12 protein-coding genes (1 of these 12 running past the window's edge) are annotated in these 13,902 nt (G+C 46.7%); all 12 read right to left on the bottom strand.

Going from position 1 to position 13,902, the window contains the following annotated elements:
- Positions 1-1,207, bottom strand: partial view of an ABC transporter permease gene (locus tag DQN70_RS00545; RefSeq protein WP_023940775.1) — the 5' portion only. The gene continues 11 nt to the left of window position 1, outside the view; 1,207 of the gene's 1,218 nt are visible here — the first part of the coding sequence; it begins with the start codon at positions 1,205-1,207; its stop codon lies beyond the left edge, outside the window.
- A 26-nt stretch (positions 1,208-1,233) separates the two neighbouring features.
- The gene (gene rbfA / locus DQN70_RS00540; protein WP_023940774.1) at positions 1,234-1,569 is read right to left on the bottom strand and encodes a 30S ribosome-binding factor RbfA; all 336 of its coding nucleotides are present in this window, start codon (positions 1,567-1,569) and stop codon (positions 1,234-1,236) included.
- Positions 1,570-1,678: 109 nt separating this feature from the next.
- Positions 1,679-2,683, bottom strand: coding sequence for a type I glyceraldehyde-3-phosphate dehydrogenase (gene gap / locus DQN70_RS00535; RefSeq protein WP_023937800.1), 1,005 nt, complete (start codon positions 2,681-2,683; stop codon positions 1,679-1,681).
- Positions 2,684-3,109: 426 nt separating this feature from the next.
- Positions 3,110-3,781 (bottom strand): endonuclease III, encoded by a 672-nt coding sequence (gene nth / locus DQN70_RS00530; protein WP_023937804.1) that lies wholly within the window; start codon positions 3,779-3,781, stop codon positions 3,110-3,112.
- A 50-nt stretch (positions 3,782-3,831) separates the two neighbouring features.
- Positions 3,832-4,851 carry a phenylalanine--tRNA ligase subunit alpha gene (gene pheS / locus DQN70_RS00525; protein ID WP_111759371.1) on the bottom strand — a complete coding sequence of 340 codons (1,020 nt, stop codon included), beginning with the start codon at positions 4,849-4,851 and terminating at the stop codon, positions 3,832-3,834.
- Positions 4,852-4,941: 90 nt separating this feature from the next.
- Positions 4,942-6,684, bottom strand: coding sequence for an alkaline phosphatase (locus DQN70_RS00520; RefSeq protein WP_023940772.1), 1,743 nt, complete (start codon positions 6,682-6,684; stop codon positions 4,942-4,944).
- Between the two features lie 330 nt (positions 6,685-7,014).
- Positions 7,015-7,587, bottom strand: a complete 573-nt coding sequence (gene rbr / locus DQN70_RS00515) for a rubrerythrin (RefSeq protein WP_023937807.1) — start codon at positions 7,585-7,587, stop codon at positions 7,015-7,017.
- Between the two features lie 177 nt (positions 7,588-7,764).
- Complete coding sequence (gene hemW / locus DQN70_RS00510; protein ID WP_042226049.1) at positions 7,765-8,895, bottom strand: radical SAM family heme chaperone HemW; 1,131 nt, start codon at positions 8,893-8,895, stop codon at positions 7,765-7,767.
- Between the two features lie 49 nt (positions 8,896-8,944).
- Positions 8,945-10,234, bottom strand: coding sequence for a glycoside hydrolase family 10 protein (locus DQN70_RS00505; protein WP_052115598.1), 1,290 nt, complete (start codon positions 10,232-10,234; stop codon positions 8,945-8,947).
- A 10-nt stretch (positions 10,235-10,244) separates the two neighbouring features.
- Positions 10,245-11,084, bottom strand: a complete 840-nt coding sequence (gene panC / locus DQN70_RS00500) for a pantoate--beta-alanine ligase (protein ID WP_036888254.1) — start codon at positions 11,082-11,084, stop codon at positions 10,245-10,247.
- Between the two features lie 82 nt (positions 11,085-11,166).
- A complete protein-coding gene (locus DQN70_RS00495) occupies positions 11,167-12,378 on the bottom strand; it encodes a hypothetical protein (RefSeq protein WP_023937814.1) in 1,212 nt (403 codons plus the stop codon).
- Positions 12,379-13,671, bottom strand: coding sequence for a tyrosine--tRNA ligase (tyrS, locus tag DQN70_RS00490; protein WP_036888252.1), 1,293 nt, complete (start codon positions 13,669-13,671; stop codon positions 12,379-12,381). It abuts the gene before it with no gap.
- Positions 13,672-13,902 lie beyond the last annotated feature (231 nt).

Below are 13,902 nucleotides of genomic sequence, written 5' to 3'. Positions count from 1 at the left end.
GACGTAAAAACATACGTACTGCGTAATGGGCACAGATCCAGCCCAATGAGGATATTACAATCAGACTCATCAAAAAGTCACTTAAATGAAGTTCTACGGGATAAGCTGGTATGCCCATCTCTGTAGAGCTGCCGATTTCTACAATACCGTATTCCTGCTGCAGGAAAGCCAATACGGCTCCAAGGAACAAGCCCGGGAGGGCTCCTAAAAGAGTTACCAGTACCCCCTCGCTCACAAATATGCGTTGAATATCCTGCATTCGCATCCCCAAAGCTCGCAAAATGACAATGTCCTTTTTCTTCTCTAAAAGCAACATGGCTAAGCTGCTAATAACATTGAAGAGAGCGAGAATTAGGATAAAAAGGAGTATGAGGAAAGTAATCCACTTCTCCATTGCAACCAAACGTGATATTTCTGGATATTGAGCTTCTCTATTTTTTGCCTTGTAGGAGCTCCCCAGTAGGTTTTCCAATAGTTTGCTCACCTTTTGAGTATTAGCTTCGGGTTGTAGTTTTATTCCTATGGCTGTTACCTCGTTGTCCGTATATTGAAGCAGATAGCGTAGTTGGTCTATAGGAATGAAAGCCACTTCGTCGTATCCGGCTTGTCCAGGTTGAATGATGGACGCAACTGTACCATAATCCATGCGAAGCATCGAAGCAGGTAGTAAAGGATTGATCAGGCCAATCCGCTTAGGAAAATAGATGTCAATAGTATCTGATCCGACAAGGGCGTCCAGCTCCCAAGCCAGAGCACTTCCTATGTTGTAGTAAGCCGAGCTATCCGACCGTATTAGTTGAAACTCTCCATCCGAGATAAACTGATCTATGTCGGTTATTGTGCTGAAAAGAGGTTCAACACCTATCACTGTGGCCGGTGTCTGTCTTTGCTTGCATCGCAAAAGTCCTGTTTGAGAGATCATCCCTGCGGCTGTTTCCACTCCTTCGACAGCTGTTATCTTTTCTTTAAGAGAAGGGGGGAGCTCGAAACTCTGTTTGTCTACACGTTCGACCAAAAGATCTGGATCCAGACCGGATGTTTGGGAGAGGATCAGTTGTTCATAGCCATTATATATGGAGAGAGCCAATAGCAGAGCCATGGATACCACAGCCACGGCCACAGCCGAAATCGCCGATACAATATTTACGGCATTCAGGCTCTTTCGACTGAAAAGGTAGCGCCCGGCAAAGAATAGTGGGAGCTTCATGAGGTTCTTAGGCTTGGTTACGAACTCTACTTCTTGAGTAGCTCATCGATGCGCTCTATATAGTCCAGAGAATCGTCTATGTAGAAATGCAATTCTGGTATTCGTCTGAGTTGCATACGGGTACGTTGTCCTAATTCAAAACGGACTTGTGAGGCTTGGCTACGAATGTTTTTTAGTAGTTCTTCGGCTCGATCGGAAGGGAAGATTGAGAGGGTTGCTCGGGCAATGCTTAGGTCGGCACTTACACGCACAGAGGTTACCGAAACGATAACTCCCGGCAATGCCTTGGTTTGCAAACGAAATATCTCACTCAGTTCCTTCTGTATCAGACGGCTTATTTTACTTTGTCTTGTACTATCCATGGGTGCAAAGGTAGAGAATTAGAATACAAAAGCCCGGTTCTCCTATTCGGAAAACCGGGCTTTGTATGTCTTATACCAAGCCTTGAGAGGACTTGGCAAAAGCTTTTATTTAGGCATTGACCTTAGCCATATGGAGAAGCAATTCGCAAACTTTGTTGCTGTATCCCCACTCGTTGTCGTACCAAGAAACGACCTTAACGAAGGTATCGGTCAGGGCGATACCAGCTGTCGCATCAAATACGGAAGTATTTTCTTCTCCGATGAAGTCGGAAGATACAACGGCTTCTTCTGTGTAGCCGAGGATTCCCTTCAGGTAGGTTTCGGAAGCCTTTTTCATTTCGGCGCAGATCTCTTCGTATTTAGCTGGCTTAGCCAGATTTACTGTGAGGTCTACCACAGATACATCCAATGTGGGTACTCGGAAACTCATTCCGGTGAGCTTCTTGTTCAGCTCAGGAATTACCCGACCTACCGCTTTGGCTGCACCGGTGCTCGATGGGATGATATTACCACCGGCAGCACGTCCCCCACGCCAGTCTTTGGCAGAAGGTCCGTCTACGGTCTTCTGTGTAGCGGTGGTAGCATGTACCGTTGTCATCAGACCGTCCTTAATACCCCATTTGTCATGGAGCACCTTGGCTACGGGAGCCAGACAGTTGGTTGTGCAGCTGGCATTGGATACGATTTGTGTTCCTTTTTGGTATTTGTCGAAGTTTACTCCGCAAACAAACATAGGTGTTTCGTCTTTAGAAGGGGCAGACATTACCACATACTTGGCCCCGGCTTGCAGGTGTGCTTCACTCTTTTCTTTGGTAAGGAAGAGACCGGTGGATTCTACCACATACTCTGCTCCAACTTCATCCCATTTCAAGTTAGCAGGGTCTTTCTCTGCTGTCACACGGATTTCGTTGCCGTTTACCACGAGTTTGCCATCCCGAACTTCTACCGTACCATCGAACTTGCCATGCACGCTATCGTATCTAAGCATGTACGCCAGATAGTCCACTTCCTGCAAGTCGTTGATCGCTACGATCTTGATATCCGATCTCTTTTGAGCTGCACGGAATACGAGACGACCTATACGGCCGAACCCATTGATACCTACTTTGATCATTGATCTGTTTGTTTTTGGTTGGTTATACTGATTGTTTCTATATGCTCGATATTTTGCATTCCACACCCATATGTGCGAGGGAAGAACCGGCCCATCTCAAGCCTGCGATGGTACAGAAAAGCCTTTCGGCCCAACCCTTGCTACAAAGGTAGCAAAATAAGAGACCGCTGCACGGTCTTGATACTCTAATTCCTTTTCACAGGCCCTGTTTAGCTATCGATGTGGAATTAGGTCATCTACACAATGCGACATTCGCTATGTCGATCATCTTGGATTGTGAAATCAAAAGGGGAAGTTTGCTCCATACGAGAGGAATTCGTATGGCTATTGCTTTCGCAGGAGAGCTCTAAAGGAAGGGGAAACTCTCAGAGATTCAGAGGGTGATTATTCTCTATTTGGATAAAATTCTCTCTTACCAAGAGGTCTTTACAGGGATGCCTCTTGTTCTTTTCTACGCCCGGAAAGAGTCCTGTGATAACGGCACACTTCAGTCAAACCGCAAGAGTCACATTTGGGCTTGCGAGCTGTGCACACATATCGCCCATGCAGGATTAACCAATGATGGGCTTTGGGGATGATGTCTGCGGCAATATGCTTTACCAACTCTGTCTCTACTTGCAGTGGCGTTTTTGCCGAAGACGGGGCCAGACCGATACGCTTTGAAACTCTGTATACGTGGGTATCCACAGCCATGGTAGGTTGGTTGTAGATCACGGCACAAATTACATTTGCCGTCTTACGCCCTACTCCTGGCAGTGTGATCAGATCTTTTCTTTCGGCTGGAACTTCTCCTCCAAATTGTTCTACGACACGGCGTGCCATACCAACCAGGTGCTTAGCTTTGTTATTGGGGTAGCTGACCGAACGGATGTATGGCAGGACTTCCTCCACCTTTGCTTTAGCCATGTCTTGCACAGTTGGGAAAGCAAGGAAAAGAGCCGGAGTGACCATATTCACACGCTTGTCCGTACACTGAGCTGAGAGGATTACGGCCACCAATAGCTCATACGGAGAACCATAACTCAACTCCGTTTCCGCCACAGGCATCGACTCGGAGAAATAGGCCACCACTGCTGCATATCGTTCTTTTTTAGTCATAAAGGAAATCTGAATATCAGCTCAGAGCAAGACTTCTGTATGGGAGCAGATCAGTGTACCGGCTTAAACTGCTCAAGAAATCTCGTGTCGTTGGTGCTGAACAGACGCAAATCGTCCACTCTGTATTTGAGGTTGGCAATACGCTCTATCCCCATGCCGAGTGCATAGCCACTATATTTTTTGCTACTTATTCCACAGCTTTCCAATACAGCAGGATCGACCATGCCACAGCCGAGGATCTCTACCCAACCTGTCCCTTTGCACAAGGTGCAACCCTTGCCTTTGCAAAGGCAGCAGCTGATGTCCATTTCTGCCGATGGCTCGGTAAATGGAAAGTATGAGGGGCGGAGTCTTATTTGCGTGTCTGCTCCGAACATTTGCTGAGCAAAGTGCAGCAAGACTTGTCTGAGGTCGGCAAAGCTGACATTTTTGTCAATGTAGAGTGCTTCCAATTGGTGGAAGAAACAGTGAGCTCTGGCCGATATGGCTTCATTGCGATAAACTCGACCGGGGCAAATAATGCGGATAGGGGGTTGCGTGTTCTCCATTACCCGAGCTTGCACCGATGAGGTATGGGTTCGTAGTAATATATCGGGCTTGTGTGCGATAAAGAAAGTATCTTGCATATCGCGAGCAGGGTGGTCATCGGCAAAGTTTAGGGCAGAAAAAACGTGCCAATCATCTTCTATTTCAGGACCTTCGGCAATGCTGAAACCCAGACGGGAGAAGATGCGGCATATCTCCTGTTTCACTAAAGAGAGGGGGTGTCGGCTACCCAGGGGAGAAGGATAGGCTGTGCGACTGAGGTCTTCTGATATTTCTTCTTCCTGTTTGTCGCGAAAAGAGTCCACCAAAGCACGGATCTTTTCTGTAGCCAAAGTTTTGATAGCATTCAGTTCGACTCCGACTGCTCGTTTCTCCTCTGGACTTACATCTCTAAACTCAGCAAATAAATTACTGATAACTCCCTTTTTTGAGAGGTATTTGAGACGCAATTCTTCGGCATCGGTTGCCTTGGAAGCAACCAAGTTTTCTATCTCTTTTCTTATCTGTTTTATCTTATCCTGCAACATTGTCTTTGGTTTGTCTTTTTCTGTGCTTTTGTATCGACAGCGACCGGGATAGCCTGCTAAATCGCACACAAAGGTAGTGGATTTAGCCTATTTGCTTGTTAGGAGAGAGCGCAGACTACGAGGTAGGTAGAAAGTATTATTCTCCGGAGCATAGACAATTACCGAGTGTAGTCTGTGGCGTTTGCCATTGAGATCGACATAATCTGTGTATGGCTTGATAGAAAGTTTTTTTCCCTTGTGTGTCACAGTCAGGATAGGGGCGAAATCCGACAAGTCCAATTCATGGAAGTCTTGTTTGTGACGAATCTCCTTATAGCTACGTTTAGCGGGTTGGATATTTACTCTCATACCAGCGAAGACGGTTGTATGTGCTGCGAAGATTTGCTCTCCCAATTCAGAGTATGGAGCTTTGAGCCCCCATAAAGCACCGAGGTAAGATGCCAATTCCGTATTGAACAACATCCCGGAAGGTTCGGCTCCTTGAGGATGATAGACACAGAGCAACACATCTTCTGCTGTATGGCCATGCGTGGTAAAACCAACGGGACTGTACTTGGCAAGAAGTTTGCAGCAATAGCTAAAAAGAGTTTCAGAGGAAAGAGGGTTGTCTGCCACAGGTTTGCGCTCTTCCTTTCTCAGAGGTCCGGCCTCATAGTCAGGGCAATGAATGAGAGCTTCACGCTCTTCTGCATTGAGACGAATGCCTGAAGCATCCCAGAGAAGGCTATCTACTTCTGCATAGGAATGAGAGGAAAGGATATTTGCCAAGCCATCTGCGGTATACTTGTGCCGGGCCAATTGCCCGATAAGTTTTTCTAAGCTAATTTTTTGGCCTTTTCCAAGATTAGCTCTGCCAATGCTGATACCACTATTTCCATGGTCGGAAAGGATAACAACAGCTGTCTGTCCATCTCGTTTGGCAAAATCCAAGGCTACACCACAGGCTTTATCAAAAGCAAGTAATTCGCTTACGATCCCTACTGGATCATTGGCATGGGCTGCCCAGTCTACTTTGGAGCCTTCTACCATCAAAAAGAAGCCCGAATGACCGGGATCATCGAGACGACTGATGGCCGAAGCTGTCATTTCTGCGAGGGACGGATACCGGGTAGTATCGCGGTCAAAATCGTATGGAATACTGATATCTCCAAAAAGGGACCACAATTTATGTCCGGAGCTACGACGAAAGCCTTCCAGATCATCGAGTAGTAGTTCATAGCCTCTATTGCGTAATTCTTCTTTCAACCCTTTGGATAGCATATATGTCCCTCCCCCTATTACTACATCTATATTCTGATGCACCATTTGAGGAGCTATCATTTCATAGCGTTTGCGGTTAGCTGTATGTGCTGAGCAGTCAGCCGGAGTTGCATGAGTAAATTCGCAGGTAAAGACCAGTCCGCTTCGCTTTCCCAACATGATCTTTCCGGCTTCTAGAATTGTGGTGAGAGGGCTGAAAGCCTTGTTTGCATCCAGAGAGATCAGGTCATTTTTTCCTTCGCTTTTTGGATAAGTAGCTATGTAATTTGCTTTGGATGGGATACCACTTACATAGCAGGAGGTCGTGGGAGCCGAATCTCCAATGGGAGCATCGGAGCAGTAGGTCAACACTGTACCTTTGATATATGGGTCTATATTGAGGTGCTGTTTGTTTGGCTCCTTGTATCTCTGGTACCAACGAGCTAACGAATAGGAAGCCAAAGAGCAACCATCCGGAATCATTAAGATTATATTGCGTACTTGTGGAATACTATCTGGGAGTACTGCACTTGCAATCCCGATGTGGGAAAGCAAAAGGGTAAAAAAAATGAGAGAGCGAGAATATTTCATTGGTTTTTGTTTTTCACTGTGTTTATTATGTACACACCGCAAAGTTAATCTATTTCAAACCATTGTGTAATATGCCAGTTACTGCACTATTATCGATATTGAAGTCGAGATAATACTCAAACACTTTAAGTCTCAAAGCTATAGATTGCCTCATCCAGCAAAGTCCGGTAAAAAATTGCCACAACAGCCCTTGGAGAGCTCGTGCAGTACATGTTCCTATGGAGACCTTTTATGACTATGAAATCTTTCTTTATACAACAAAAGACCGCGTAGCGAACTGCATTGACAATTCGCTACACGGTCTCTATTATATTTGGGAGAGCTGTTGCTTTAGAAATTTTGGTGCATCGGCTCAAAGTAGGCTTGCGGATGCAGACAAGCTGGACATTTGGCTGGAGCTTGTTTGCTCTCTACTACATAGCCACAGTTGCGGCACTGCCAGCGAATGGCTTCTTCGCGAGAGAAGATTGTGTTGTTTTGAACTCTCTCCAGCAAAGTCCGGTAGCGAAGCTCGTGTTGCTCCTCTACTTTGGCGATTTGTTTGAACGCATTTGCAATATCCTTAAAACCTTCTTCCTCGGCAATGCGAGCAAATTCGGGATAGAGCTCTGTCCATTCCTCATTTTCACCGGCTGCAGCTGCAGCAAGGTTCTCGGCTGTTGTTCCAATCACCCCGGCAGGATAGCAGGCTGTGATTTCCACCATACCTCCTTCGAGAAATTTGAAGAAGCGTTTAGCGTGTTCTTTTTCCTGCTCGGCTGTTTCCATGAAGATAGCAGCGATTTGTTCATAACCTTCCTTCTTTGCAACACTGGCAAAGAAAGTATAGCGAGAGCGAGCTTGTGATTCTCCGGCAAAAGATTTGAGTAGATTTTGTTCTGTTTGAGTTCCTTTGATAGACATATACTTATTGCTTTTAATGGTTATTGTTCTTACTTGAAAGGCAGACGAGGTTGTGTTTCGTATGTGAATACGTTCTTATGCTGCAAAAATAGTTATTTGTGACTATAATACAAGCGATATGTTCGCTATCGGGTAATAGAAAATACCAATTATTCGGTAGTGGGGGGCGAGGGCTGATCAGCAGAAAAGATCGCTCATTATAGTGTCGGATAGGAAGATTCCCTCTCGAGAAAGTTTTATTCCCTGGGAGTTTTCCTCAAGTAAGCCTTTCTGTAGGTAGGGTAGGGCTTTCTTTCTGATTTGTTGCCAACAAGTTTTTCCAAATCGTTCTACAAAGGAGCTCTGCATAAGACCTTCTACTGTGCGTAACCCACATAAGACAGCTTCGTTGATGAGATCTGTTGGACTGAGTAGTTCGTCCGTGTGTGGTGAGTCTTCACCTCTATTTGTTGCATGTAGATAGAGATCCAAATCCGGAGTGTTTGCCCTGCGACAGGTCCTGCCATCATAGGAATGAGCAGCCGGGCCGAAGCCCATGTAAGGTTTACCCTGCCAGTAAGCTGAGTTGTGTACTGCTCGGTATCCTTTTTGAGCAAAATTGGAGATCTCGTACTGCTCATATCCGGCTTCGGACAATGTGTCGATGAGGCAAGAAAAAAGATCCAAGCTCAATTCTTCGTCTATTTCTGAGATTTGCTTTGTAGATAAGAGATGATAGAGGGGAGTCCCTTCCTCATATATAAGATGATAGGCTGAGATATGCCGAGGATGTAGTGCGATTGTCTGCTGTAGGTTTTTTTGCCACAGAGGGAGGGTTTGCTGTGGCAGACCATAGATGAGGTCTAGACTGATATTGTCTAAGCCTGCATCCTGACAACGCTTGACTGCCGATTCAGCTGACTTTGCTGTGTGTCTTCTGCGTAAAAAATGCAAGTCTTTATCCTGCCATGATTGGATCCCCATTGAGATACGATTGATTGGTAAAGCTGCTATTTGCTCTACATATTCTGCTGTCAAATCTTCTGGGTTGGCTTCGAGTGTGATTTCCGCCTTCTCCTCTATCCCGTAGACATCCTCAAGTAAATCTATCAATCGAGCTATGTGTTCGGGTTGCAACTGCGAGGGAGTCCCTCCTCCGAAATAGATACTTTGCAGAGTGGAGAGATCTGTTTGCTTTTCGTGACGGTAGCGAATCTCGTGCATCAGAGCTTCGATATACTCAGGAATCAATCTTCTCTTTGTCTGGCTATAGAAGTCACAATATATACAGCGACTGGGGCAGAAAGGAATATGGAGGTAGGTGTACAAGGGGGGAGGATCGAGATGTTTTTGCCAATGTAATCCGACACGTCTTTGCCTAAGAAGGCTTTTGCGCCTTGTGAGGAAAGAGTAGAGGCATACCTGGCTCGGAGAAATGTTTGAGTATAACCTCTTCTATCTCTTTGTTGAGAGTGAGTTGCTGTTCCCGATAGAAGCAAATTCCCGGCAGATTGAGAGATTTAGCCAATTCCATTTGCCAATCTATTTCCTGTGCTGTCCATGTCGACTTCGGCTCAGCCAAGCGGTATAGGCCCAAGCCGGGGATAATGGTCAGATTGGGAATTTGTTTCTTCCAGTCGATCAGGAAAGGATCAAAATAATTCCCCTTGTAGTACATCATCGGTACGATGAAATCTACAACTCCCCTTTTAGCCCAATCCACAGGATCTTGATAGACATCTTCATAAGCAGTCCAGCCGATTGTAGGGTACTGAGGCAGGCGTCTTAATCGCCCCAAAGTAGCACAGCTAAGCAGTCTTGGTCCGGTATCGGCCTGAGCTGCACGGTAGACAAGCTCTAATAGGAGGGAGATATTCTCTCGTCTCCATTCGGCTTTATTTTTTCCCTGTCCGTAGCGTTTGTAAGAGGCTCCGTCGGCGAAGCTATCGGCAAAATCGGGATAGCGTACATAGTCCAGATGCACGCCATCTAATCCGGGATAGAGTCTCACTAACTCACTTACCAAATCGGCTATGTAATTTCTCACCTCGGGTTTTCCGGGGTCCAACTGCCATTCTCCACGGTGTTTGATGCACCAATCGGGATGGATACTGCGAGGAGGATACTGGCTCAGCCTGCCCTTTCCAAGGGGGAAAGTTGTCATCCAAGCGTGAATTTGCAAACCTCGGCGGTGACATTCCTCTATGGCAAAGCTCAAAGGATCATAGCCCATGGCTTTCCGCTTACCACTAAAAGCAGTGGCAAAAGGTTCATACTGGGAGGGGTAGATCACATCACCGCGGTGTCTGACTTGTAGGAATACGGTATTGAATCCTTGTTTACTTAGTCTGTCGAGTTTTTCGCAAAATTCTTGCCTTTGTTGTTCCTCCTCTTTCGCATTCCGAGCAACTTGCTTTGGCCAATCCAAGCCATATATGGTAGCGATCCATACAGCTCTCATTTGCCGTTGTTGTATGAGAGGTTCTATTGGTAGGTGTGGTTCTAGCTTTGGTATAGGATTGACGGAAACAATCTCTACACTGTCCGTTGTCTGGTTTTCTTTCGGTATGCGAGCCCGACACCCTGCCAGTATAAGCAAGGCAAAGCACAGGCCAAGTCTAAATCTGGCCCTCATGCGGAACTTATCGGGTAGATGCAGGGTCAGCAATGTTGTTATATCAATAATGTATGTTGTCTATCAGTCGCACTTCACCACAGTAGACTGTAATACAGCCTACCGGATCATCAGTATCGCTCCAACGGGCTATCGGTAGTAAGGTGCGTCCGTCAACGATGTCGTAGTATTCTACCTTTAGGTCGGGCTGCGTATTTATTTGGCTTACCACTAAGTCTCGTACATCAGTCGGGAGCATGTCGGCTTTGAGAGCTTTTGACCGATCCATGATGCTGTGTATTTGGGGAGCTATGGAGCGTTGTTGTGCGGAGAGACGTACATTGCGACTGCTTTTGGCCAACCCATCGTCTTCTCGCACAATAGGGCAGGGCACGATCTCTACTTTTTGTCCGGTGATCTCTAACATTCTTCTGATTACAGCGATCTGCTGGAAGTCTTTTTCTCCAAAGAAAGCATAATCCGGCTGTACATAGTCGAAAAGTTTCGAGACGATTTGGCATACACCATTGAAGTGGCCGGGACGTCGAGGTCCCTCCATTACATCTGCCACACTGCCCAGATCGAAAACTCTTGTATCCGGTTCGGGATATACCTCTGTTTCAGCGGGAGTAAAGAGAATATCTACACCGGCAGTTTCGAGCATTTGGGCGTCTGCTTCCGGTGTACGGGGATAGGTCTCATAGTCATGAGCGTCATTGAACTGTGTCGGATTGACGAAGGCACTTACAACAACCACATCGGCATGGCTACGAGCTTTGCCAACAAGGCTCATATGCCCCTCGTGCAGGGCCCCCATTGTCGGTACCAATCCTACGGTGCGGCCTCCGGCACGCAAATCAGCCACGGCGGCACGCAGCGCAGCGATAGTTTCCAAACGTTGCATCATATCTAATTTGTTGGGTTAAATCTGATAATTGAGCAAATCGATATTTGCTGCAAAGGTATACAAAACCCTAAGGTAGGGTCTATCTGATGAATATAACAGAAGGTTTTATGGCTAAGTAGAGGCCTAAATAGTGACTGATACCCGACTGAGGAGCCAGAGGATGGTACCAAACAGCAGCACTTAGACCAAAGGACAGATCGTGTTTCCACTTATAGTGTAGATCGGCATACCCTTTGAGATAAGAGGAGCGTCCGTGAGGGAGAGGCTCGCCTTTGTGGTTCAGCCCATTGGCAAACGGGAGCCCTAAGGGAGCTACCCAGTCCCGTGCTTGCCAATAGCTGGCACCCGCATCCAGATGAGAGCCACTGATATGCACATCGACAAAGGTGCCGAACCCTTTGTCTAATGGGTAATGGCGACTGCGTTGTGAATAGCCTAAAGCGTAGACCGAAGCTGACAGCACATTGCGTTTGGATGTTGGTAGCAACCAAAGGGCTTCGAGACCAGCAGCACCATTGAGCCAGGTATGTACAGTATCATTCTGTGTGAGGTTGTATTCTCCGCCTCGATGTACTGCTGTGCCCTGCAGGGAAAGGTTCATCTGCCAGAGCTTTTGTTCCAACTCACCAGCTATAATCCATTTGGTATGCATCCCGGCAGCAAAGGCTTCTTGATGATCATCGCGCTTGTATATGAAGCTTTGCCAGTCTATCCAAAGGTCGGTTGTCAGCCGGTCTCCTTGGTATCGATACTGTAACCCATTTTCAGGATCAGCGGTGAGGTTGAGCTCCGGATTGTAGAGTGGTTCGATGAGCCGATGTGAAGCTCCTCCATATATGCTTCCCAAAACAAGGATTGAACGAGGTCCCGGTTTGATCTCAGCTCGAACGAAAGGCAGCACCCTGATCCCTCGTCTTGATTTAAGGTCACTCCAATAACCGATGTCCCGGTATGCAGATGCTGCCGGATAGCGACTGGCACCCCAGTACTGGAGAGAGTAGGCTCCCACGGAAAGTCGTGCACCATGGAGAGCATCTACCCGATAGTCAAAGGTTGCCGACAGTCGATAGCCCGGCAGAGTATAACCGGTGAAAAGGGATGAGTTGTACTCGTTGTTTCGGAAAAAACTCTCTGCTTGCCAGCTCAGACCAAGTTTGTATGGCTGTATCGAATCAAGAGCCGGCTCCCGGGTGGCTGCCAAGTAGTAATCCTGTGCATCGAGATGCTGTGTCTGCACTCCAAGGAGACTGAGCAGTAAGCACAAAGGGAGCAGATGGCGCAAGAAAGACATTTAGCGAGCTATCAGCAAATAGTAGTTCTTCTTTCCTTTTTGGGCGATGAGGTAACGACCGGCCAAAAGGTTTTCTGTTCGTATGAGATCTTCGTGCGAGCTCAACTTTTCCTTGTTCAGGCTCACTCCACCGTTTTGTGTTGTCTTACGCATTTCGCCTTTGGAAGGGAATATGGCAGCTATGTCTGTGAGCAGATCGATTGCCTTAACTCCTTCTGTGAGCGTCTTTGCATCGAACTCAAAATGAGGTACCCCTTCGAATATCTCCAGAAGAGTATTTTCATCCAAATGTGTAAGCTGTTCCTTGGTGCTTCGGCCAAAGAGAATTTCGGATGCTTCGACAGCCATTTCGTAGTCTTCACGACTGTGTACCATCACGGTCAGCTCTTCGGCCAATTTGCGCTGAGCAGGACGTAAGTGAGGGGCTGCAGTCTGTTCGGCTGCCAGCTCTTCAATCTCTTGGCGACTGAGATTGGTGAATATCTTGAGGTATTTCACTGCATCTTCGTCACCTACATTGAGCCAGAATTGATAGAATTTGTAGGGAGAAGTACGCTCTCTATCCAGCCAGATATTGCCACTCTCCGTCTTTCCGAATTTGCCACCATCGGCTTTGGTGATGAGAGGGCAGGTGAGAGCATAAGCCTCTCCTCCTTCTATGCGGCGGATTAGTTCGGTACCGGTGGTGATGTTTCCCCATTGATCCGACCCACCCATTTGTAGGCGACAGTTGTAGTGACGGTAGAGATAAAGGAAGTCGTACCCTTGCAGTAATTGATAGCTAAACTCGGTGAAGGACAGTCCCGATTGCGTATTGGCTGCCAGGCGTTTCTTTACAGAGTCTTTGGCCATCATATAATTCACTGTGATGTGTTTGCCGATGTCGCGGATGAAAGCTAAAAAGCCATAATCTTTCATCCAATCGTAATTATTAACCAACACAGCTGCATTTTCAGCTTTGGTGTCGAAGTCGAGGAATTTACCGAGTTGCTTGCGGATAGCCTCCTGGTTATGTCTCAACGTTTCTTCGTCAAGCAGATTGCGCTCTTGCGATTTCATCGACGGGTCTCCGATCATTCCGGTGGCACCTCCTATCAGGGCGATAGGTCTGTGTCCGGCACGTTGCAAATGTCTCAGCATCATCACCGATACCAAATGACCGATATGTAAGGAGTCGGCTGTAGGGTCTATGCCTACATAGGCGGAGCAAAGCTCCTTGCTCAGTTCTTCCTCTGTACCGGGCATCATATCGTGTATCATGCCACGCCAGCGGAGTTCTTCGACGAAGTTTATCTTTTCCATTTTTATGTGTCTGTTGTTTTTATTGATGTGGCAAAGATACATAATGAGGTTAATGCAAGGCTTTGTCTATTATGCTTGACAGTTGTTTTGCGAAAGATGTTAGTATATCTTGTGGTCAGATTGTAAGTGTATTGTTTACCATCGTTGGGATGGAGCTTTCCTCTGCTTTTTTATTGGCTTTCTGAGTCTTTTCTGTTCGCAATTTTCTTCTCCAAAAAGGCC

The organism is Porphyromonas crevioricanis (assembly GCF_900476255.1).
Lineage (GTDB): Bacteria > Bacteroidota > Bacteroidia > Bacteroidales > Porphyromonadaceae > Porphyromonas > Porphyromonas crevioricanis.
Note: the sequence above shows the minus strand (reverse complement) of the source record. Positions and strands in the feature narration are given on the sequence as shown.